Annotated in this window: 19 protein-coding genes; 3 read left to right on the plus strand and 16 right to left on the minus strand. The window is 38.4% G+C overall.

What is annotated here, in order from left to right; all coding sequences use genetic code 11:
* Window positions 1-11 precede the first annotated feature (11 nt).
* The 8 genes from WQ54_RS22160 to WQ54_RS22195 form a co-directional block, all read right to left on the minus strand.
* Window positions 12-1,790 carry an ABC transporter ATP-binding protein gene (locus WQ54_RS22160; RefSeq protein WP_046587449.1) on the minus strand — a complete coding sequence of 593 codons (1,779 nt, stop codon included), beginning with the start codon at window positions 1,788-1,790 and terminating at the stop codon, window positions 12-14.
* A gap of 142 nt (window positions 1,791-1,932) precedes the next feature.
* Window positions 1,933-2,697, minus strand: coding sequence for an NAD(P)-dependent oxidoreductase (locus tag WQ54_RS22165; protein ID WP_046587450.1), 765 nt, complete (start codon window positions 2,695-2,697; stop codon window positions 1,933-1,935).
* Between the two features lie 506 nt (window positions 2,698-3,203).
* On the minus strand, window positions 3,204-4,166 hold the full coding sequence (glpX, locus tag WQ54_RS22170) for a class II fructose-bisphosphatase (RefSeq protein ID WP_046587452.1): 963 nt from the start codon (window positions 4,164-4,166) through the stop codon (window positions 3,204-3,206).
* A 290-nt stretch (window positions 4,167-4,456) separates the two neighbouring features.
* Window positions 4,457-5,722 (minus strand): MFS transporter, encoded by a 1,266-nt coding sequence (locus WQ54_RS22175; RefSeq protein WP_046587454.1) that lies wholly within the window; start codon window positions 5,720-5,722, stop codon window positions 4,457-4,459.
* A 33-nt stretch (window positions 5,723-5,755) separates the two neighbouring features.
* The gene (gene rhaM, locus WQ54_RS22180) at window positions 5,756-6,070 is read right to left on the minus strand and encodes an L-rhamnose mutarotase (protein WP_046587457.1); all 315 of its coding nucleotides are present in this window, start codon (window positions 6,068-6,070) and stop codon (window positions 5,756-5,758) included.
* Between the two features lie 456 nt (window positions 6,071-6,526).
* Complete coding sequence (locus WQ54_RS22185; RefSeq protein WP_046587458.1) at window positions 6,527-8,146, minus strand: helix-turn-helix domain-containing protein; 1,620 nt, start codon at window positions 8,144-8,146, stop codon at window positions 6,527-6,529.
* Window positions 8,146-9,951, minus strand: coding sequence for a sensor histidine kinase (locus tag WQ54_RS22190; RefSeq protein ID WP_046587460.1), 1,806 nt, complete (start codon window positions 9,949-9,951; stop codon window positions 8,146-8,148). The genes WQ54_RS22185 and WQ54_RS22190 overlap by 1 nt, the downstream gene beginning before the upstream one ends.
* Window positions 9,941-10,981 carry an autoinducer 2 ABC transporter substrate-binding protein gene (locus WQ54_RS22195; RefSeq protein ID WP_046587462.1) on the minus strand — a complete coding sequence of 347 codons (1,041 nt, stop codon included), beginning with the start codon at window positions 10,979-10,981 and terminating at the stop codon, window positions 9,941-9,943. The genes WQ54_RS22190 and WQ54_RS22195 overlap by 11 nt, the downstream gene beginning before the upstream one ends.
* A gap of 250 nt (window positions 10,982-11,231) precedes the next feature.
* Here WQ54_RS22195 and WQ54_RS22200 point away from each other — a divergent pair, with 250 nt between their 5' ends.
* From WQ54_RS22200 to WQ54_RS22210, 3 genes are all read left to right on the plus strand, one after another.
* Complete coding sequence (locus WQ54_RS22200; protein WP_046587464.1) at window positions 11,232-12,230, plus strand: fatty acid desaturase; 999 nt, start codon at window positions 11,232-11,234, stop codon at window positions 12,228-12,230.
* An 85-nt stretch (window positions 12,231-12,315) separates the two neighbouring features.
* Entirely contained in the window at window positions 12,316-13,449 is a 1,134-nt protein-coding gene (locus tag WQ54_RS22205) for a sensor histidine kinase (protein WP_046587466.1), read from the plus strand.
* Window positions 13,446-14,045 (plus strand): response regulator transcription factor, encoded by a 600-nt coding sequence (locus WQ54_RS22210; RefSeq protein WP_046587468.1) that lies wholly within the window; start codon window positions 13,446-13,448, stop codon window positions 14,043-14,045. The genes WQ54_RS22205 and WQ54_RS22210 overlap by 4 nt, the downstream gene beginning before the upstream one ends.
* Window positions 14,046-14,109: 64 nt before the next feature.
* Here WQ54_RS22210 and WQ54_RS22215 read toward each other — a convergent pair whose 3' ends face one another.
* The 8 genes from WQ54_RS22215 to iolE form a co-directional block, all read right to left on the minus strand.
* Window positions 14,110-14,991 (minus strand): sugar phosphate isomerase/epimerase family protein, encoded by an 882-nt coding sequence (locus WQ54_RS22215; RefSeq protein ID WP_046587470.1) that lies wholly within the window; start codon window positions 14,989-14,991, stop codon window positions 14,110-14,112.
* Window positions 14,992-15,040: 49 nt separating this feature from the next.
* On the minus strand, window positions 15,041-16,231 hold the full coding sequence (locus WQ54_RS22220) for an MFS transporter (RefSeq protein ID WP_046587472.1): 1,191 nt from the start codon (window positions 16,229-16,231) through the stop codon (window positions 15,041-15,043).
* 343 nt (window positions 16,232-16,574) lie between these two features.
* Entirely contained in the window at window positions 16,575-18,035 is a 1,461-nt protein-coding gene (locus WQ54_RS22225; RefSeq protein ID WP_046587475.1) for a CoA-acylating methylmalonate-semialdehyde dehydrogenase, read from the minus strand.
* Between the two features lie 474 nt (window positions 18,036-18,509).
* A complete protein-coding gene (locus WQ54_RS22230) occupies window positions 18,510-19,532 on the minus strand; it encodes a LacI family DNA-binding transcriptional regulator (RefSeq protein ID WP_046587477.1) in 1,023 nt (340 codons plus the stop codon).
* A 244-nt stretch (window positions 19,533-19,776) separates the two neighbouring features.
* Window positions 19,777-20,787, minus strand: coding sequence for a LacI family DNA-binding transcriptional regulator (locus WQ54_RS22235; RefSeq protein WP_046587482.1), 1,011 nt, complete (start codon window positions 20,785-20,787; stop codon window positions 19,777-19,779).
* Between the two features lie 606 nt (window positions 20,788-21,393).
* Window positions 21,394-22,272, minus strand: coding sequence for a class II fructose-1,6-bisphosphate aldolase (gene fba, locus WQ54_RS22240; RefSeq protein WP_046587484.1), 879 nt, complete (start codon window positions 22,270-22,272; stop codon window positions 21,394-21,396).
* Between the two features lie 103 nt (window positions 22,273-22,375).
* A complete protein-coding gene (locus tag WQ54_RS22245) occupies window positions 22,376-23,419 on the minus strand; it encodes a Gfo/Idh/MocA family protein (protein WP_046587486.1) in 1,044 nt (347 codons plus the stop codon).
* A 180-nt stretch (window positions 23,420-23,599) separates the two neighbouring features.
* Entirely contained in the window at window positions 23,600-24,511 is a 912-nt protein-coding gene (gene iolE, locus WQ54_RS22250) for a myo-inosose-2 dehydratase (RefSeq protein WP_046587491.1), read from the minus strand.
* Window positions 24,512-24,516 lie beyond the last annotated feature (5 nt).

Here is a 24,516-nt window from a genome sequence, read left to right on the forward strand (position 1 = left end):
CCTCCTCCTTTTTATTCTATCATTCTTTCATAATTAGACGGGAGGTTTGAAGACTCTGCTGAAAGCTCATTCGATTGCTGCATATGCATTTTATGATAGATACCCTTTTCCCTTAAAAGCGATTCATGTGTTCCTTGCTCAGCAATTCTCCCGCCATCCAGCACAATGATTTGATCAGCCTTACGAATTGTTGAGATCCGGTGACTGACAATGATCGCCGTTTTTCCTTCCATTTCGGTATTCAATGTTTTAAGAATCTTCTCTTCGGTTTTCGCATCAACAGCACTTAAGCTGTCATCAAAAATCATAATCGGAGAGCTTTTGATCATTGCACGGGCAATACTTACACGCTGTCGCTGCCCTCCTGATAAGGAGAGACCTCTCTCTCCCAGTGTTGTTTCAAAGCTTTTAGGAAAATCTGTGATGTCTTTGTATACATGGGCTTGCCTTGCTGCTTGATAAACCTGTTGTTTTTCATATGGATTTGGATCAAAGGCAATATTATCATGTATCGTTGAGGAAAATAAAAAATTCGTTTGTGGTACATATCCTATTGAAGTTCGCAATGATTTTAATGGAAGATCTCTTATATCAACATCATCTATGAACATGGTGTTTCTCGGCGGATTGTATACACGTAAAAGCAAGTTTACGAGCGTTGATTTGCCGCTGCCGATTTTTCCGACAATAGCCAGGCTTGTGCCTTTTTCAATGACTAGATTTATATTTTCCAAGGCATACCCTTTGCTATTTTTATATTGAAAGGTTAAATTCTTAATTTTTATATCCCCTTCGATCTTTATAGGGAGAATGTCTTCTTCATCTTTTATATCCGGTTTTGTTGCTAGTACTTTGCACAGTCTGTTGTCAGCTGCTTTTCCTTGCTGAAATAGATTAATCACTTTTCCAAGGTTCTCGATCGGTGCAATTAAAAAAGATAAATATGTATTAAACGCAACAAATTCTCCAAGTGAGATCGCACCTTTCATAACTAAAATAGAACCAAATACGATCGAAAGTAAATAGCTTAAGCCTACAATCCCTTGGCTTAGTGAGGCAAACAGAGAGTTGGAGCGAATTAAACGTTTATTTGCTTCTATATTCTCATCGTTTTCTATCGTAAACTTTTTTAACTCTTCCTGTTCTTGTACGTAGGTTTTAATAATCCGTATTCCTGTGCAAAACTCTTGCACTCTGCTTGTGAGCGTGCCAATTGCCTCTTGGACCTTATTTGAATGCATTCGAATCTTCTTGCGGAAGCGATAAGCGAGATAGGTTAAACCAGGTAATGGAAGTATAACAAGCAAGGTTAAAACAACGTCAATCGTACCCGCCATCATCGAAATCGCAATCGAGATTAACACCACTGCCTCAATGGATTGAAACATCCCTTGCATACCAATTTGACGAAGAATATTTACATCATTTATGGCATGTGCCATAAGGTTCCCAATCCGCTCCTGTTGGTAGTATTCAGCAGGCAGCGTCTCCCAGTGACTGAATAATTTCGTGCGCAAATCTCGTTCCAGCATTCGTGATAAACGAAAAATATAAATCCTTCCAGAGGAGCGAAATAAAAATATTCCTACACCTACCAGTACAAACCAACCTGCTAATTGAAGGAGATCTGTAACATCAATCGATAAATGCTGGATTCCATCTGTGAAATTCTCTAATAACATCGGAACGATTAATTGAAGAATAAGGGAAATCGATAATAGTCCAGAGCCAAGCAAATACCCCCATTTATGTTGAAAAAGGTGCTGATGGAAAATGGGTCGCGTTTTCAAAAAACCCCTCCTCTCTTACTGATGAATAGTGTTAGATTACAGCACCTGCCCTCTATATACAATGGATTTCCATATCATGTTATATGGATTATTTTGCTTTAAAAAGTAAAGTGACAAGTTATTTTTAGAAGGTAAATGTATTTTATGAAGATCCCTTTTTCAATATATCTATTGCATTTTCTTTGGAAACAAAGCCTAATTCCTTCCATGCATTTTCAGTTGACCATGGTTTGCCTGGATTGTTTGAAACACCATAATAGGTGCCATATTTTACGGTTGATTGAAGCGCCAAATCAAAAAGCTGGACTGTGTCTTCATGAGACAATAACGTACGGTGAAACCGTTCCTTTTCCTTTACAGCTTTTTGCTCATCATTTTGAACACTTCCGATCCGCAAATTAATGACAGAAAGGTTATGTTCCTTTTCTCTAGCTAAAATATGGCCGATATTTTCTGACGCAAGTTTAAGTACGCCATAAAGTCCACGTGAATACGGATAATCATCTGTAGTAATTTCCCTCCCTAATGCGGAAATTCCATTTTCCTCATAATAATCTGTCGTGTGGTTGCTGCTTGCAAACACGACTTTAGGGATTCCTAACATGATTGCGGCATGTAAAATATAAAATGACGCTGTAAAATGAATCTCTGTCATTTTATAAAACTGATCAATATCCTTTAAATCATTTTCCACTTTAATCGTAAGCAAATTGATCAATGCATCCGTATCCTTTGGAATGCTTTCAAGCAGCTCATGAAAATTAGTTGCATCAACCTGAATGGCGTCCTCCATTTGGTTTGAGACTTTTTTATCTAACACCGTAAACTCATATTTATCACTTAATCCATTTTGTACGATACTTCCGACCGTTCCTGCCCCGCCAATAATCGTCACTTTTTTCTTCATTTATTTCCTCCATTTATGTAATTAATACCATGTATAGCCTGCTTTAAGTCATTTTAAACATGGATTGCATGTAATGGTTGAAACCCTTCTTAAAAAGGTTACAATCTAAAAAATCGCAAGCTTTTAATTAATCAAAGACAACATACAGTTCTTTTAGCACCTAAATCCAATTCATTTTCTTGATTGCCAATCATCAGCAGCTAGTCCGAGGCTTTCGCAGATGTTCAAAAGTGCCTGAATGGCGATTTTTGCTTCTATACGTGCTGATGAAACAAGATAAAAGTGCGGGCCGTTAGCTGTTCAGGAAAATCAAATATGTTAATGAATTTCGATTATCAGTTAACAATTAAATGGTAAACTATTGATGATCTACCCTGTCTAACGTCTAGATTAATATTGAATGAAATCAGGACTTACCACATTAAATGTTTAACTGAACTGAATGATTTGGACAAAAAACCCCTTCTGATAACATCAGAAGAGGTTCTCTCTACTTATCCTTTGGATTACTTAAACACAAGATTCGGCTTTTTAACTAAGCTATGTCGACCATCAATAAAGCGGGCTGTTCCTGATTTTGCTCTTAACACAAGCGATTGAGTTGTACCGATTGAGCCTTTAAATTGTACGCCTTTTAAGAGCTCTCCGTCTGTTACGCCAGTTGCAGCGAAGATCGCATCGTCACCCGATACCAAATCTTCCATACGCAAAATCTTCTTTACATCAATACCCATTGCGGCACATCTATTGATTTCTTCTTCGTTTTGCGGGATCAGCCTTCCTTGAAGTTCTCCGCCAAGACATTTGAGGGCAACTGCAGCAAGTACGCCTTCTGGTGCACCGCCTTCTCCTAATAAAAGGTCTACTCCAGTATGATCAAAAGCAGTATTAATGGCCCCTGCTACATCACCATCATTGATAAGCTTAATCCGAACCTTTAATTCTCGTAATTCAGAAATAATTCTTTCATGTTTTGGACGATTTAGAATCGTCACAACAACATCTTCTATATCCTTATTTTTAGCTTTCGCTACAGCCTTTATATTATCAATTAGCGGTGCATTAATATCTATTTGTCCAACTGCTTCAGGGCCAACCGCAATCTTGTCCATATACATATCAGGTGCATGTAATAGATTCCCATGATCAGCAACCGCGATGACAGATAATGCATTCCAGCCTCCCGACGCAACAATATTCGTTCCTTCCAGCGGGTCAACCGCAACATCAACACGCGGACCATAACCATTTCCAAGCTTTTCTCCTATGTAAAGCATTGGGGCTTCATCCATTTCTCCCTCACCAATAACAACGGTCCCCTTCATGGGAATGGTATCAAAAACATCCCTCATCGCTGTTGTGGCAGCATCATCGGCCTCATCTTTTTTCCCTCTTCCCATCCAGCGTGCAGATGCTAATGCTGCGGCTTCTGTCACCCTTACTAATTCCATCGATAAACTTCTTTCCATCCCTATCACTCCCCTAGTTTCCTTATCTAGCAGTTAAAAACTAAAAAGTTGCTTAAAATTTTATTTTTCTATAGGTTCATTCTTATTATAAAGAAAATTCAATTATTTTTATATATAAAAGTATAACCTTTTCCTCTTAATCCGTTACACTATTTGAATTAAACCAACGAATTACGTTTTTACGAAGTGCGATTTATCTCTAATTGTGTTTATATTATAAATATGCAGTGTTGAAATAATAAAAAAATGATCGCCCCTGAAGGAACGATCATCTTTTTTACTCTTTCATTTTATGCACTATAACGTTCTTGTTCAATCTGTTTTAACGACTTTCCTCTCGTTTCCGGTGCCATGGCAAAGCCGATAACTGCAGCGATGACGAGAAATCCAATCATAATTAATCCCGAAATCTTAAAACCCAGCAGTGAAATCATGGTTGGAACGGCTAGTGAAATAAGTCCTACCGCAACACGAGCGATACAGAATAAAAATCCCTGTGCTTTTGCACGGTATTTCGTATGGAATAGTTCACTTGCCCATAACCCGTAGAAAGCTTGCGCACCAAAACCGGCAGCAACTCCCCACAGAATAACGAAAATGAAGAGTTCCGTATATCCCATGCTTCCTAATGAAAGAACCGCCCAAGCGATAATTCCCATGACAGCACCAACCGTATATAATACTTTACGGCTAACCTTATCACCTAATTTAATAAAGACAAAATAAGTTGAAGCGACGGTTAATACCCATAAAAATGCTTGCAGCAGATTTGCTTGTGCCGCTGATAGTCCGCCGACTGTTTCATATATATATGGCATGAAATAGCCCATCACACCTGCAACTAAATTCCAAAAAACATAGATTCCGAGCAATAATGTGATTGCTTTACGATTTGCTTTAATTGTAAAGAGTTCTTTAATTGGGTTTTCTGCTTTTTGACCAGAAGCCTTCATTTTAGCTTCTTTTTGTTTCTCTTCTTCCCAAATTGTTGATTCATTGATCTGTTGTTGTAAAATCCATGTTACTAAAGCGATTACAAACAGTTGAGCAAAAATAATCCGGCTTCCAAGTAGACCTAATGGCGCTAATGCGACAGACAATAACAATGAAACCGCCGGACCGACTGACCATGCTAATTGTCCATATCCGACCCGGGCAGCCCGTTCATTATCAGGCGCTTCCTCGGCAATATACGTCCATGCCGCCGGAATAGCAGCGCCAACAGCAATCCCTGTAATAATATAACCGATTAATAGCATCGGAAAATTAAATGAGAACGTTATTAACAAGACACCAAGCATATAGACAAGAAGATCATATTTATAAATTAATTTGCGTCCATATTTATCAACTAAAATCCCGCCAAATAATGCTCCGATTGCTGCACCAAATCCATTTGCACTTAATGCACCAAGTAAGCCTAGTTTAAAATCATCTAAATTTAAATATTCCATCCAAAGCGTTAACCCGCCGGCACCTGCTACGATAGAGCCTGCTTCCAAATAGTTTGACATTGCCACCGTAATCGTTGACTTCATTCCTTTTTTACCAGCCATAGATGTATCTCCTTTCTCGATTAAAATGATATTCTAAGCTAAATAAAATACATTCTTTAACTCTTTTGAAACCGGACTGTTATCTGGATTCGTTTCCATTAATGGCTCCATGTATGCCCACCATTTTTTGCAAATTTCCGTTTCAGCCATCTTGCTCCATTTCTCTTCATCTTCCACTTCTAAATAGGCAAATAACTGTCCTGTTTCGATATCTAAGAAGATTGAATAGTTATGGACGCCATGTGCTTTTAATTCCTTTTCCATCTCAGGCCAAATTTCATCATGGCGCCGCTTGTATTCTTCATATTGGTCTTTATATACATACATAATGCTCGCTTTTCTAATCACTTTCGCCCCTCCATTACCAACTTTTTGTACCTATCGTTCTGTTCTTTAGACCGATAGAGAATACCCTTTCATTTTTTCGCGGTTGCTGATTGCGCTTTCTATTGATTACTCTAACTATATTAAACTTTCATAATCGATGAAAGGAGACAATATTAAGGTTGGGGTGAGAATATTAAGATGTTTGGAAGGGATTTCATTAGAACAAAAGCGCAAGCGCCTTGAACAGCCTGGGGCAAATAAGAAGCTCATGAATAGAAGGTGTACTTTCCCTTGAATTCATGAGCTTTCGGACCCTAGAGCTTTAGGCACTTGCGCATTAGAACCTAAACATATGACAAATTTTACATTTAACAAAAGGGTCAGTCTCACAAACACAATAGTAAGATCTAAACTAATTAGAACCTTCCTATATTGGTGTATATTGAGTGACAAACCCTTAAATAACAGCCCCATTCATTACTGCTCCCTCGTTTTATGATGGAGTTCACGGTATTGGGAAGGAGACTGTCCGTACCATTGTTTGAACAAGCGGCTAAAATATTTCGTATCTTGATAGCCAAGCTTTGTTGAAATATCATAAACTTTCAGCTCTGTTGTGGCTAAAAGTTCTTTTGCCTTATCGAGGCGGCATTTTGTTACATAATCTAAGATGGTTTCACCGGTTTGCGCCTTAAAAAAGTTGCTGAAATAAGTTGGACTCATATAAACATGTTCAGCGATTTTCTTTATGGTAATGTTTTCACCAAGGTTTTGAAGGATCCAATCTTTTGCGCGTTGTATTGGATCTGAATCTTTGTTCTTTCTTTCGTCTATTTTCTCTTTCATCTGCAGAACCCAATGCTTGATACTGTCACTTAGTTGATGGAAATTTGCTGCACGCTTAGTCAGCTGAAGGGCTCCTGGCAATAGCTCAGGTGTATCGCCAAACCCAGCATATTCAAGCCAGCGGTTTATTATCTGCAAACATAAATAATGGATAGATTCTTCAATTAATGCCGGTGATTTTAACGCTCCAATTTCCTGAAAAAATCCTTGTAAAGCCTTCACGGTATCTGCTTCGCCTTTTCCTTCCAGGGCAGAAAGGATTTGTTGAACATCTTTATAAACTGAAGATGTCATATTCTTTGATTGTTGAACCGCAAGCTGTTTTACCATCTCAGAATGAAAAACTTTATTTCCGCCTTCAATAATTCGGTATTGTAGAAGAGATAAAAGCTGATCTTTTATCATTGTTAAACATGTCATATTATTAAATTTCTCACTTACTGCTATGGAAACGGTATAAGGTGTTATTCGCCCGATCCTGCCTTTAGCTTCACTTAATGCGTGACTCGTTTTTTCATCAAAGGAAGAATTTGGTTCCTCCTCATCAAATAGCAAAAGCCAGTATTGAAGCTTACCGCCCCTCCACCACCACTGGGTAAAACCATCCAGTGACTGTTTAAACATTTTTTCTATGTTATGATTCCAAATTTCCATATCATCATTCGCTTTTTTGGAGGAAGGATGCTGATCAACACTAATATAAGCTAATTTATAGGATCCTTTTGGAAAATGCCCAGTCCAATCGATAAGTGATAAGTCCAGTTCATCATTCCAGGTTACTTCACTTAAAAACTGAATTTGTTTTGTATAGGTTAATTGTGATACTTTTTCTTGTACATCGCTCCACTGTTGTTGTTCTTCTCGCTTATCGTAAATCTTTTGTTTGACTTCTTCCATTTGCTCTGCAAACAGGATTTTATCGATAGGCTTTAAAATGTAATTGACAGCTCCTTCGCGCATTGCGGTTTGCAAATACGAAAAATCATCATATCCGCTAATAATAATCGCTGTAAATGAATGTGTACGTTTTAATTGGTTTACGAGGGTTAAGCCATCCATTTCAGGCATCTGCACATCTGTAATGAGAAGATCGAATATAATGGATTGATTTGTAATTTCATCTAAAGCTTCCTTGCCATCTGAGAATGCAGCAATGATTTGCCATTCTTCACCACAAGATTGAACAAGCCGTTCAATTCTTCGTCGTATGCGGCTTTCATCATCCACAATAATTGTCCGAATTGAAGACATTATCCATCACCACTTTCCTTTTTAACTAACAGCGGTATTTTGATGATCACTTCTGTTCCTTGATCTTCCATGCTAGTGAGTGTTAATCCATAGTTACTGCCATACATCATGACAATTCTTGCATGAACATTGGTCAGCCCAAATCCTGAATCACGGTTAATCATCGGGTCTTTTTTCAATAACTCGTGTATTTTAACAAGGTCATCTTCCTTAATCCCAGGACCGTTATCACGGATCACAAACACCATTGCATGCTTAGTTCTATCTTGATTAACTTCTATTTCAATGTTAAGTGCCTTTCTTTTTTGCATGCCATATTTAATCGAATTCTCAACAATTGGCTGAAGAATAAACTTTGGAGTTAAGTATAACTCTTGTACTTGATCTTTATGAATGTTGAATGAAAGCCTTTCTTCAAAACGAAATTTTTGCAAAGTCATATAATCTTCAATATGTAGGACCTCTTGAGAAATCGGCACGATCTTATCCTTATTGCTTAGGGAAAAACGCAGCATTCTTCCTAAAATGGCCACCATATCTACAACTAATTCGGATTCCCCATCCTCAATTGATGCTCCAATCGTTTCCAATGTATTGTACATAAAATGAGGATTGATTTGGGATTGCAGTGCATATAATTCAGCCTCTTTTTGTCTAATTTCAATATTGTCATTTCTTCTAATTTGGTCTCTTAATTTTGTTATCATTGATTGAAAACTTGCAGCCAGCACTCCAACTTCATCTCTTGAATGTATCGGGATCTTTATATGAAGATTTCCTTTTTCAACATCCTTCATCTTCTTCCCGAGTACGTTAATAGGCTTTGTCACACTCCAAGCAACAATAATTGAAATCAAGGTTGTAATCACAACGAGGATAAGGAAAATAATAATGGCTACATTTCTTACGACATCTGTCCGCTCTGTTAAATAATTGATTGGAATACGATGAACCAATAACCATTGTTGTTCTGATGATTGGCTAATACTAATTAAGGTTCTTTCCTTTGCTGTGTTTGTCCGGAAACTCCCATTTAAAAGAGGGTATTGATCTAATTCTTCGAGATAGGTACCAATTTTGGTTTGATCCGGATGGTAGATAATCTGCCCTTGATCATCCATTACCCACATCAAGGCTTTTTCTTCTTCATCTAAATCCTCCAGGATTTCCTCAATAAACGTCAGCTTAACGGCCAAAAACAATGTGCCGAGCGTTTCCCGGTTATCAAGGTCGATAATTTCTTTTACTAACAACATATATGGCGGGTTTCCTTCAAACGTCAAGTTGACCTGGTTGGGCAGCAATACCTTTGTATCCCCTTCTAAATCGTGCGCCTCTCCATATGGCAAGGGGTTTTTTGTAAAATCAAAACCTTCATATGCCACGCGCGTACTAATAAAAGAACCATTATTTGATAATAAAAAAGCTCCTAAAATATTTGAGTTATTGCTCCCAAGATAGGACCTGGAAAGAAAGCTTTCAACCGTAAATTGATCTTGGAGCAATAAGGATCGGTCTTCATATGGGCTTGCTCGCAAAACAGACATAACATCACTGGAGTTGTAAATCATATTCGGTAAATTTCCAAGCTCATTGATTTCATTTTCAATGTTTTTATTAGCCTGATTTAATAATCTCGGGACATACTCCCCTACCTCTTCTTCAATTGCTTTTGTATTTTGATAATAGGTGATATAACCTAAAACAGCCATCGGAATAACTGTTAGGAGAATATAGGTTATGATTAGTTTTGTTTTCAACTTGAAGTTTTTTAACCGTATTTCCTCCATCATATTAGAAATCATATTGATCAATATTCTCCTTCGTAAAATCAATGGGCTGCCCCATGATGACAGTATCCTCTTTTACTCTGACATTGCCAATATTTGAAATATATTGATTATCACTAATCTTCTTACCATCCAATAATTCATTTGCAATACTGACTGTTAGATAGCCGAGCTTCTTTGGACTCCACAGGGTGACAACCTGCGCTGAACCATCTTTTATATATTCTCTCATCAAATTTGGAGTTGATAAGCCAACCACTGTAATTTCACCTGGTTTGTTAATGTCTTTTACAGCCTGAGCCGCTGCAGGGGGGCCTACAGATGAACTTCCAATAATTCCTGTTAGTTCCGGATGTTGTTTTAATAATTCTGTTGCGGCCTTATAGGCTTTTTTTGGGTCATCATTTGATTCAACAATATCAACGAGCTTCATGTTCGGGTAGTTTTCTTGCTGTTGGACCTTCATCCAATAGATCCACTCATTTAAATTAGCTGCCTCTCTGGAACCAGTGATAATGGCATAGCTTCCGCGCTCATTTACTCTTGATGATAACGCATCCATAATATGGCGCCCTAATATTTCCGGATCCACCATATTAATAAACAACTCGCGGTATTGGTTTTTCGTATCTGAATCCCATGTAATCACTCTTATTCCTTGTCTTCTCGCTTCCTTTAATACAGGACCAAGCTTTTCTGGATCATTTGCAGAAACAGCTATTAGGTCAACTTTTTGCTCCATATATCCTTCGATAATTGCCTCTTGCTGTTTCCAATCTGCAATCAAAGAACCGGAATAAAGCACGTTTACACCTAAATCCTTTCCAGCTTCAAAAACCCCTTCTTCTACTGCATTAAAATAAGGAATCCCGCTAACCTTTGGAATAACCGCAATCGTGTATGTTTTATGATATTGATTTTCTGGTTCTTGCTGCTGTTCTTTTTCACCGTTATAAATTACCTCATACCGTGTGGTTTGCGGGGTGAAATTGCACCCGCTTACAAATAACAGGAGGAACAGACATGATAATGCACGAAAAAACATATGCTTCTCTCCTAATACATGAAAGTAAATATTAATTTTTATTATATCAATAAAATCGCTCGTGTCTTCAACTTCAGTCATGAGAAACACAAATCTTACAAATTATTTTTTCCATATATCAACAAAATTTACAGGTTACATCCTTTTCCGATATGACATTTGTCATACATTGCACATGACAACTATGTCTGCAAAAACCATGCCATGCCCTCTATAATTTAAGGTAACAATGCTGAAGGGAACTAAAAAAATGACCAAACAATTACAAAAAAATTTACGGAAGCAAGTTGCTCCTTTTGAAAAATCGAATACAAAAGCTAGTGTGATACAGCTTATTAATACATTGGGTCCATTTCTTATTTTGTGGATTCTTGCTTATCAAAGCCTAAGTATTTCTTATTTTCTTACATTAGGTATAACCGTTATTGCTGCAGGATTTCTTGTAAGGGTTTTTATCATCTTCCATGACTGCTGTCATTACTCATTTTTTAAGAATCGGACGGCAAATAAAATTGTTGGGACGATAACAGGGGTGATAACACTGTTTCCTTATAGCCAATGGCAGCATGATCACTCGATCCATCATGCAACAAGCGGAAATTTAGATAAGCGCGGGACAGGCGATATTTGGGTTTTGACGGTTGATGAATATATTGCTGCACCGTTATGGCGTAAAATTGTCTACCGCCTATATCGAAATCCTTTTGTTATGTTTGGGTTAGGTCCAATATATGTTTTCCTTATCATGAATCGCTTCAATAAAAAAGGAGCGAGAAGGAAGGAAAGAATAAACACTTATATTACCAATCTTTCCATCGCAGCTTTAGCAGGAATTCTTTGTTGGACATTGGGAATTGAGGCATTTCTTTTGATCCAAGGACCAATCTTTCTTATTTCAGGCTCTCTTGGTATCTGGCTTTTTTATGTACAGCATACATTTGAAGATTCGTATTTTGAAGAAAATGAAGAATGGGAATACGTGTTAGCTGCCGTTGAAGGAAGCTCATACTACAAGCTTCCAAAGCTGCTGCAATGGCTGTCAGGTAATATCGGCTACCACCATGTTCATCATTTAAGCCCAAGAGTCCCGAATTATAAGCTAGAAGAGGCACACAATACGGCAGAGCCATTACAAAATGTCCCTACGATTACGTTAGCTACAAGCTTGAAGTCACTTAAATTCAGACTATGGGATGCACAAAACAAAAGGTTTGTAGGGTTTAATTATTTATCTCAAATCTCGAAATAATCATAACATTTTCAGGTAAGAGGATTTAATCTAATTACTGTGATAAAATAACAATAACATTATCAATGATTAAAGTAGGTTCAAGATGAAAAAAAGATTTGCGATTTTTCAAAAAAGCACTGGAATTTCCCCATATATTTGGGCATTTCTAAGTATATTACCGTTTTACTTTATCTTTCAATCGTCCTCTACGATTGAAATTATTGTTGGGATTATCCTGACCATTTTATTTTTTATTACCTTTCGATATGCATTTCTGGCAAAAGGATGGCATGTTATCGTGTTAACATGCATCCTTATTTGCATATCCTTTACTTCAACCTATCTTTTCAACTATTTTTATTTTTCATTTTATATTGCCTATTTTATTGGAAACATAAAGGTTCGGCTTTCATTTTTGACCTTATATATCATTCACTTGATTGGCACAGCTGTTTCCATAAATTTTAGCATCGTCTTGCATGAAGATTTGCTGTTAAAGCACTTGCCATTTGTTATTATTAGCTGTCTTAGTGTAATCTTTCTGCCATTTAGTATTTATAATCGGAATGAGCGCGGACAACTTCAAGAAAAACTGGAGGATGCCAACAAGAGAATTTCTGAACTTGTGAAGCTTGAGGAACGCCAAAGGATTGCTCGTGATCTTCATGATATATTAGGACAAAAGTTATCCATGATCGGGTTAAAAAGTGACTTAGCGAGAAAATTAATTAATAAAGACCCTGAACAAGCACGCAATGAAATGAAGGACGTACAACAAACGGCACGAACGACTTTGAATGAAGTGAGGAAGCTAGTTTCGGAAATGCGTGGGATTCGTTTAAAAGAGGAAATGCACCATGTTAGACAAATCCTCAAGGCAGCTGAAATACATTTAGTGAGTAACGATGACTTCGTGTTAAATAATATCCCTTTATTAACTGAGAACATTCTTAGCATGTGCTTGAAAGAGGCTGTTACCAATGTGGTAAGACATAGCGGTGCTTCTACATGCTTTATCTCCGTCAAACAAACTGCAAATGAGATTGAAATCACCGTGAAGGATGATGGAATCGGCATTGTGACTAATGATAAATTTACTAAGGGAAATGGGCTTGCCGGAATGAAAGAACGCCTTGAATTTGTTAATGGCAGCTTAGATATTATTTCCCAGGAAGGAACTACTTTGCTGATAAAAGTACCGAATGTCGTAAAACAGGCAGAGGAGGAGCTCTTATGATTCGAATTGTCATTGCTGAGGACCAGCAAATGCTTTTAGGTGCCCTTGGCTCTCTTTTAAATTTAGAAGATGACATGGAAGTGGTCGGAAAAGCAAACAATGGTGAAGAAGCCCTTGCACTTGTGCAAAAACACAAGCCGGATGTCTGTATCATGGATATCGAAATGCCTGGAATGACAGGCCTCGAAGCTGCCGAAAAGCTTAAGGGCGAGGACTGCAAAGTGATCATCCTAACGACGTTCTCCCGATCAGGTTATTTTCAGAGAGCGTTAAAGGCCGGTGTAAGCGGCTATCTATTAAAGGACAGCCCAAGTGAAGAACTTGCCAGCTCAATCCGGAGCATCATCTCAGGAAGACGCATCTATGCACCTGAGCTTATGGATGACATTTACAGTGAACAAAACCCTCTTACTGAACGTGAAAGAGAGGTTTTAGAGCTTGTAGCCGACGGCTTGAATACAAAGGAAATCGCCGACCATCTTAGCATCAAGACCGGAACTGTCCGGAATTATATTTCCACCATCTTAGAAAAGCTCGATGTAAAAAATCGGATTGAAGCAATTACACAGTCAAAGGAAAAAGGATGGTTTAAATAAGCTTAAAAAATGGGACTGTCCTCAAGGACAGTCCCATTTTTTAAGCTTTTCGCACTACTACTTATTAAATATTTAATCCCTCTTTAATATTTAGACCCTCTTTAATTGATTTCAGTGTTACTTCGTTGGACCATTCTGGTTTATCAGGATAAGCAAAGACTGAATTCGTTACAATTCCATCAAATTTCATTTCTCTTAATTTCCGATATAGGGCCTCAAAGTTTACTTCCCCTTCACCAGGGTTCAAATGCTGGTGAATGGTTACTTTTGCATTAGGAGGATTCACAATATAACGTAATCCAAATGCTGCTTTATGGTTAAGGGTATCGGCAATGAGAACATGAGCAAGTAAATCTCCTGCTTCCTCTAAGTGTTTCTCTACATCGCCTATCCCATCATCATAAAAGAAAGCATGTGCAACAGAATATACCAGCTTAATCCAATCTTTATCCAGTGCACGAATCATTCGAATGGCTTCTGTATTTAACTCAATAAAATCATTTGGATGTGATTGTAAATTAAGTTTAATCCCTTCTTTTTCAAATAGCGGCATCAGCTCTTCCATAGATTTAACGAAAGCAGCTTCACTGTCAAGCGGACGGCTTATGTCACCGGCAAATTCGCTGTTCATTAAATCAACACCTAATTCAGAAGTGATTTCAATACAACGTTTCCAATTTCTTACTGCAGCTTGACGTTCTTCTTCAATTGGTGAAGACCATTGTTGAACAGGCAGGACAGAAGAGATTTTAACACCGGCATCCAAGCAATATCTTTTTAAATCTTTAATCAGCTGCCTATCAACCTTTGGATATTCATAAAACCATATAAAATCTTTACGCGGTGATAGTTCTACATATTCATACCCTAATCTGGCAACTGCATCGATTGTATCTTTTAAATTTGTATTATCACGATAATGTGACGGATCATATGCTAAACGCAATATTAACATCCCCTTTTTTGGCTGATTTGATTTAGCCGTTTTCTGCTTTTCAAGTACTCATTTCATAATGCTTTTTAAGTGCATCCGTTTCTTTTCTGCTCCAGGTTATTATTAAAATGCTGGCTATAAACCCGACTATACCGGTAAAATAAAACCCTGCAGCAAGACCAAATTTAGTATTCAAGACACCTGCTATAAAAGGTCCAGAAAACATACCAATTGCATATAAAGCTTGATAGACTCCCATCGCTGTTGCTCGTTTCTCATGTGGTATCGTTTCAATTGCTAAACCTAATAGCATAGGGAATACGATTCCAAGAGAAAATCCATTCAAAGCTTGAATCACCATTAACAATCCTTTAGATTCAATAAAAGGGGTTAAAAGCGTAATCAATGCTGATGCAAAAAAAGCAATATTTAATGTCTTCCATTTCCCTAATAGCGGTACAATAAGCTTACCCATAAAAAGTGTTGCGATCGCATGAGGGATCATAAATGTAAAAACAAGCAAACTAATCTCACTAGCCGTAAGGCCAATTTTCAAGGCATACGCAGGAATAAAACCAAATGTCGTAGTGAAAATCATACTGTGAGCTAAAATAGACAACATCGACACTTTTATCAGCATTGGCTCTTTTATTACTGACGTTAGATCGATCACTTTTACCGGAGCTCGCGCATTCTCTTCTTTTACCTCATAAATGAAAAAAGAAAGAATTGCAGCTAGAAGACTGGTTATTCCGCCTATCCAAAACGGCGCATGCCAACCCCATTCATTGACGATGATGCCGCTTACACTCATACCCAAAAGTTGAGCTAAAACCACAACAAAAGAAATGCTGCTCATAGCGCGGTGAACTTCGCGATCAACAAAATAACTTGAATATAATACAGTAAAAACAACCCATGTTGCTGCTGCAATACCGGCCAGTGAACGGGCAATTAGCACCCATCCCAGGCTATCTGTTAAGGCAAATAACAAGCAGCTTGCAGTACTGATCAACATCCCTGTGACAATAAATGGTCTTCTTAGTTTAAAAAGATCTGAACAAATCCCAATAGGCAGCCTAAAGATAAATTGCATGAGGCCATAGCTGCTGAGCACAATGCCAATAAATGTGTATTTACCTCCCATCAACTCGATATGGGGCGTCAAGATAGGCAGATAAATAAAATGCGAGAACCATGGTGCAAACGAAACAATTAAAAAAATAACTTTATCTCTAACGGAATTAATCACTCAATTATCACTCCGTCTATTTAAAGCGTAAGGCGCCTGCCTATCGGCGACAAGCATAAGGCGAATAGGAATAGAAGGTGTTCTTTACCTTCCATTCCTATTTGACTAGACCCTAGAGCCGATGGCGCCTGAAGCTGGACACAAAAACTAAGTACAAAAAGTTATTCTTGAACTGTTAAGAAAAGCGCAAGCGCCTTGCTCAGCCCCGACAAGCATAAGACTTTCATGAATAGAAGGTGTACTTTACCTTCAATTCATGAGTGGCTTATGACCTCGAGGGGCTTGGCGCGGGAGCTAGACACTAAAACTAGATTCAAATTTTATACTTTCTTACCTTTTAAAATTACCAGCGCGCTGTTACCATTTTTTTGCGAGTATAGAACTCTACACCATCTGACCCGTTCGCATGAAGATCACCATAGAAGGATTTCTTCCAGCCTGAGAATGGGAAAAAGGCCATCGGAGCAGGAACTCCTAAATTTACTCCAAGCATTCCCGCATCGATGTCTTCACGGAACTTGCGAACATTGCTGCCATCTTTCGTATAAATACATGCACCATTTGCAAAATCTGATTCATTTGTAAGAGCAATGGCTTCATCTAACGTGTTCACTCGAACAACTGATAGAACCGGAGCAAAGATTTCTTCTTTCCAAATCGTCATCTCCGTTTTTACATGATCAAAAATTGTAGGACCGACAAAGTAGCCATTTCCAGAAGCTGCAGCATCATTACGTCCGTCACGAACTAATACAGCACCCTCTTCTTTACCAATTTCAATGTATTTTTCCGTTTTTGCTTTATGAGAATCACGAATAACTGGACCGAGGAATACGCCGTCATCCATTCCATTTCCAATGGTGATATTGTTAGCAGCATCCACTAATTTCTCCATTAATACATCTGCTACTTCACCAACTGCTACAACGACAGCTGCCGCCATACATCTTTCCCCGGCAGAACCATAAGCTGCGTTAATAATTTGATTAACTGCACCATCTAAGTCTGCATCTGGCATAACAATTGAATGGTTTTTTGCTCCCGCTAATGCTTGAACACGTTTACCATAATTAGAAGCTGTTTTATAAACATATTCAGCAACCGGCTGAGAACCAACAAATGAAATGGCTTTTACTCCTGGATGCTCAAGCAATCCATTTACAACATCATGAGCTCCGTGTACGATATTCAATACGCCGTCAGGCAATCCAGCTTCTTTAAATAATTCTGCCAAACGATTTGCCAAAAGTGGCGTGCGCTCAGATGGCTTTAACACAAACGTATTACCGCAAGCAATCGCTAATGGGAACATCCAGCATGGCACCATCATAGGGAAGTTAAATGGCGTGATTCCGCCGACGACACCGATTGGATAGCGGTACATTCCTGATTCAATATTCGTTGCGATATCAGGAAGCTGTTTTCCCATCATTAATGTAGGAGCACCTGCTGCAAATTCAACACATTCAATTCCGCGTTGAACCTCACCATATGCTTCGTTGTAGCTTTTTCCATTTTCGATTGTAACAAGGCGTGCTAACTCCTCCCAATTCTCCACTAATAATTGCTGATATTTAAAAAGAATACGGGCTCTGCGAGGAACAGCTGTTTTGCTCCAGGTTTTAAATGCTTCAGCTGCTACTTCAACTGCGTGATCTACATCTTCACGACTAGAAAGAGGCACATGTGCGATTGTTTCACCTGTTGCCGGATTTGGAACGATCTCGGTTTTTCCTGAGTTTGACTCAACCCATTGGCCACCGATAAAGTTTTTAAGGTTTTGTACAGTCACTGTGTTTGTCATAATAAAGACTCCTCCTAACTTTTATATCTGATTCTTAATAGACTGCCTTTCAGCCATTTATTAGGATATAACCTAAAAATGTCAACTAAATTGAATAAGGCAGCGTTATCATTCACAACTTCATAGTAAAGACTTTAAAACTTCTTTTTTGCAAAACCATTGGTTTTCAATGTAATCGATTTCAGTGAAAAGGAATAATTTCTTACCTTACAAGACTCATTTTATATGATTCTACTCTTTTTGTAAACGCTTTTTCTGTGAATTTTTTATTTTTTTCTGTTTCCATTTTTTAAAGAAACACAGTAAAATCACATACTTTATAGGGATAAGTTAGAAAACAAAGGATCTATAGTTTCATCTTCCGTTTGCATCATAATATTTCTTTTCTAAATCTAGTAATCAAAATGATTTAGAAATCGATTTCAAAAATATAGATCAAATACATTACCGCTGACATAGCATAGCTGTTAAATGTTAAATCAATTCCAAAGTTCTTTTTGCCATCAGATTAGCATTACAGGACTCCCTAATAACCAATTCATCCTTCATCACAATTTTCTTCTTAGTCAATTCTTCACCATTGATCAAATTTAACAACAATTCCATTGCTTTCATACCAATCTTATATTTTGGCTGATTAATGGTTGTTAATTTTGGTTCATGGATCATAGACATTTTTATATTATCAAAGCCTACCACTGCAAGATCCTCGGGAACAGATAAACCGCTGTCCTTTGCAGCCCTTATCGCCCCCATTGCCGTTTCATCATTAAAGGCAAAAACAGCTGTTGGCGGAGCTTCAAACGCCAGTAACTTCATCATTTGATGATAGCCGGATTCAACCGTTGAATCACCCTCTTGTATATAGGCTGTGTCTACCTCTAGATCATGGCTTAACAATGCCTGCTTATATCCTCTTATCCGGTCTCTGCTTAATATTATATGCAGCGGTCCCGAAATATGAGCAATTTTGGTATGTCCCAGCTTGATTAGATGTTCGGTCGCTTTCCTTGCACTGCTGACATTATCAATTGATACAGTTGGAATATTTAAACCATCCATGTATTCACAGGCAAGCACGATCGGGAAATGGTCAGCAATCTGTTCTAGTTCTGTTTTATTAAGCCTGGCTGTTAAAAGGACCATCCCATCAGCCTGCTTCTGCTGCAATAGATTAATATATTCCTTTTCCCTTTCAATATCATTTTCAGTGTCTCCTAAAATGACCTGATACCCATGGCTGACGGCCACATGTTCAATTCCGCGCAGCACCTTTGAAAAGAACGGGCTCGTGATATCTGGAACAACCACAAGAATGATTTTCGTTTCCTTTGTTCGGAATTGCCTTGCCACAATATGAGGCTTATAATTTACTTGATTAATGACAGCCATCACCTTTTCGCGTGTTTCTTTGCTGACAAGTTCAGGGTGGCTAAGCACCCGTGATACGGTAGCAGGCGATACCTTTGCCAGTTTTGCCACATCGCTCATTTTCATCCAATCACCTCTCTCACCTTTAGTTGTAGCTCATTTAATATTTCAAACGTTATTGTAATCGATTTCAAAAACTTACTTACATTTTATATGACAGACTAATTTTTGTAAACGAATACTTTGATGCAGTTGTACTTGCCAGTTAATTTTAATTCCATCGATAAAGGGTCAAAATACAATGAGTTTTTACATTGCAAAAAAATAACCAGAGACAGAAGAAGCATTACCTGCTTCAGCATCTCATGGTCTATATGTTTGTTTGTTCTTTTAATGGTGTTGCCGAGTCTCTAATAATGAGTTCATCCTTCATGACAAACTTTTTTTGTTTGATTGATTCCCCATTTATTAAATTTAACAATAGCTCCATCGCCTTTTTGCCGATTTCATACTTAGGCTGGTCAATCGTCGTTAAATTAGGTTCAATGACAGAGGACATTTTGATATTATCGAATCCTACAATTGATAAATCCTCAGGCACCTTTAGACCGCTATCTTTTGCAGCTTTTATCGCTCCCATCGCCATCTCATCATTAAAGGCAAAAATAGCCGTTGGCGGGGTTTCAAACGCTAATAATTTCATTGTCTGATGGTAGCCGGATTCATAGGTGAAATCACCTTCTTGAATGTAAGCTGAGTCCGCCTCTATATCATGGCTTAGCAATGCCTGCTGATATCCTCTCATCCTATCCCGGCTTAGGATGACATTGATTGGACCCGTAATATGAGCAATTTTCGTATGGCCAAGCTTGATTAAGTGTTCGGTTGCTTTCCTTGCACTGCTTATATTATCAATCGAAACAGTAGGAACATTTAAACCATCCATGTATTCACAGGCAAGCACCATTGGAAAATGACCGGCAATCTCTTCTAGGTTGGCTTTATTTAAGCGTGCTGTTAAGAGAACCATTCCATCAGCTTGTTTTTGCAATAATAAATTGATGTATTCTTTTTCTCTTTCAACATCATTTTCAGTATCACCTAAAATTACCTGGTATCCATGGTTAATGGCCACATGTTCAATTCCTCGTAAAACCTTTGAAAAGAAAGCGCTCGTTATATCAGGGACAACAACTAGAATGATTTTGGTTTCTTTTGTTCTAAATTGCCTCGCCACAATATGTGGTTTGTAATTAACTTGATTAATGACAGCCAAAACTTTTTCCCTTGTTTCTTTGCTTACCAAATCTGGATTACTTAGTACGCGGGATACTGTTGCAGGAGAGACATTTGCTAATTTTGCCACATCACTCATTTTCATACTACCTTATCACTCACTCTCACTGAAAACGATTTAGTGGGAATAAAAAACTTTTTTTGTTAAACATAATCTATATCGTTTTCTTTCTATAATAACCTTTTTTATAAACTAGTAACACTAGTAGCATTTTAACTCATTTTATCACGAAAGGTCTGGATTTGGATTTTTCATTTTTGTTGTTTTCGTAAATTTTGTGGCTATTTATATCAGATGCTCGCTTTCAGCAGGCTGGGCGGTGAGCCTTCTCGGCGTAAACGCTGCATAAGTCATACCTTTCGAACTGCTCCCTTGTCTTGCTTCAGCGCCCAGCCCCTCTAGGGTCTAGCCACTCTTGAATTGAAGATAAAAACGTCTACTATTCAAATGCATCTTATTAGCCCGAGACTGAACAGGCGCTTCCGCATTTTCGAACCAGGATTTTTCAACCAACTCCAATCACCCTTAAACAGTTTTGGTCAAAAAGCCTATTTGAAAACAACAATCTCTTTGAAAAATACCATCATTTTTCACACAAAAAGAAGGAGCTGTCTTATTCGAAAGGATTAAGCCCCAAACACGGTATGTGTCGGAGAGCAGATCCATTTTAGACAGCCCCTCTTCTTCTTTTTAATTTATACTTGCGCTGAATTTTTTGGCCTTATTACTGGAGCCAAACTCCCTCATTTTCCCTTTCACTGTTGCTACAATCGCTTCTTTCCCAGGTGTTGTGATGGCCCGGTGATCATATAGATCAAGATCACGATTTAGCTTTTCCCGGACAGCCTTGGTCCAGGCTTGTAAGCATTCGGTATTCACATTGATTTTGGCATGGCCTAATTCAATGGCTTTCTTGATTTGATATTCAGGTATGCCCGAGCCTCCATGCAAGACCAGGGGGATGCCTGTTAGTTCTGAAATCTGTTTCATTTCATCGAAGCCTAGTTCTGGTTCTCCTTGGTATGGTCCGTGAACAGACCCAAGGGCGGCAGCCAAGGCATCAATTCCTGCCTCTTTCACGATTTGCAAGCACTCATTAGGATCAGCATACTTCACTCCGCCAATCAGTCCATCCTCCATACCGCCGACCGTTCCTACCTCTGCTTCAACAGATACTTCCTTTAAACGAGCATAGTTGACAACCTGTTTTGTCATCGCTATGTTCTCTTCGACGGGATAATGGGATCCATCAATCATGACAGAAGTAAACCCGGCATCGATTGCCTGTATGCATCTTTCAACACTCATGCCATGGTCTAGATGCAATACCACCGGAACGGTAATCGACATTTCCTCTACAAGTGCTTTAACCATGGCAGCGATCGTTTTAAAACCGCCAAGGTACTCAACAAGCCTGTCAGAAGCAGCAACAATAACAGGTGATTGTTCTTCTTCTGCTGCCTCTAAGATGGCCTGTGCCCACTGCAGACTATTAAGATTAAATTGTCCTACAGCATAGCTGCCTTCTTTTGCTTTCAGCAGCATTTCCTTCATAGATACTAATGACACTTTTCTGATCACCTCTTTTTATAGATTTATAAAAGAATTTATTTTAAAAGCCTTTTCAATTTCGTCATACGTTAAGTAACTTAAAGCGTGGATTGATCATTTTTTAAGCATTGATATTGATCTTGTCTGTTGATTGCTTGTAAAAATCGGGTTGATCTTTTAACGAAACGACTTCTTTCTCACCTGAATGCTGTGCTTTAATCGCAGCATCTGCTGTTACAGCGGCAATATATCCGTCCCAAGAAGTCGGTCCATTTGGTTCACCTGTTTTATGAATGGAATCCATAAAATGCTGTAATTCCTTGTCATATGCATCAATAAAGCGATCCTTCCAATCCAATAGCACATTTGTGCCAAACATAGCATTTTTTCTGAACGATATACTTTGGAACTCCGGCAGGCTGACAATTCCTTCATCACCGATTACCTCACATTGAATATCATAGCCGTATTTGCAATTAACAAATATTTCAGCTGTAATAACAATGCCGCCCTTAGTTTCTAAGGTAACAATTTGCGGATCTCTCAGATTCTCATGGGCATTCTTTGATTTTTTCGGATAGGTCACTTGTACCGTTTTATAATCATCATTCACAAGCCAATGCAAAACATCAATTTCATGTATTAGCGTATCATGGATCGCCATCTCTGTTGTATATGTTTCAGGGACCTCACGATTTCGATGTACACAGCGGATCATCAGCGGTTCACCAATGAATTGGTTGTCAATTGCATCTTTTAATTGAACATAACCAGTATCATATCTGCGCATAAAGCCTACTTGCACTAAGCGCTTGCCATGCTTTATTTCAGCTTCGACAATTCTCATGCAGCCTTCAGCTGTTGTTGCCAATGGTTTTTCAACGAACACATACTTTCCAGCTTTAATCGCGGCAAGCACGCTTGCTTCATGTGCAGGTCCCCAGCTTGTTACAAGCACAGCATCAACGTTATCAGCAGCAATAAGTGCTTTATCATCCGGATAAACGACTGCATCTAATTCAAAGCTTTGTACAGCATTGATTGCAGACTCTTTGTTAACATCTGTGACAGCAACAATTTTGCCGCCTGATAATTTATTTTCAATTCGCTTAATATGTTCTCTGCCAATTGCGCCAGTACCAATTACCCCAAATCGAATGGTCATGTCTATTCCTCCCTTTAATTAATGGATATATCCAAATAAAACGGGCAGTAAATCCCACTTCAAGATTCAAAAGAGAAGCGGGGGTTAACTGCCTGTAAAGATCCGACAAAAGACAGGATGTCCAAGTCATGCTATTGCCAAGGAAGTGGAAATGTATGCGTGAAGTTCCGTTTTTGGATGTTAGCCCACAATTTCTGTCTTTTTCAGAGTAAGTAATGTTTCATCAATGTATTTTCTTGCAATTAATGCATATTCCAACGGATGTGCAACCGAAGGATCCTGCTCTGCTTCTATGACAATCCAGCCTTTATAATTATGGTCAAGCAGTATTTGGTAGACTTCTGTAAAATCAATGCATCCGTCACCAGGGACAGTAAACATGCCATTTAAAAAGGATTGTAAAAAGGATTCGCCTTTTTCCCTGCATTGTGCCAGCTGTTGATCTCTTACATCTTTAAAATGAACGTGTTTAATGCGGTTGATATGCTTTGTTAATAGTTTCATATAATCACCATCAGAAACATAAATATGACCTGTATCATAAAGGAGGTGAACATGGTTTGAATCGGTATTGTCCAGTAGGCGATCAATTTCTTCTAATGTTTGAACACCTGTGCCCATATGATGATGATAGACTAATTTTAAGTTATATTGTTCGGCAATTTTCCCAAGTTCGTTTAAGCCTTGGCATAATTGGTTCCATTCCTCGTCAGTAAAGACAGGCTTTTCTGTAAAGACATTTTTAGTTGTTCCTTGTATGCTGTATGTTTGTTCTGATACAACAGCAACGTCTGCCTTCACTTCCTGCAAATATTCACAATGTTGATGAAAAGCCTTTGAAGCCTCTTCAAGTCCATCGCGGATCAGGAAACTGCTGAACCACTGGCCTGCAATTTTTAAGTTGCGCAGCTTAATTTCTTTATTTAACACCTCTGCCTCAGGGAAGAAACCGCCAACCTCTGTCCCTTGGAAGCCAGCAACAACAATATCACTCAATAGATGTGACAACGTATTTTCCTTGCCGATCTCAGGCAGATCATCATTTCGCCAGCCAATTGGTGCAATGCCCCAACGAATCTCTTGATTACTCATTCTTA

Source organism: Bacillus sp. SA1-12 (assembly GCF_000981385.1).
Classification (GTDB): domain Bacteria; phylum Bacillota; class Bacilli; order Bacillales; family Bacillaceae; genus Metabacillus.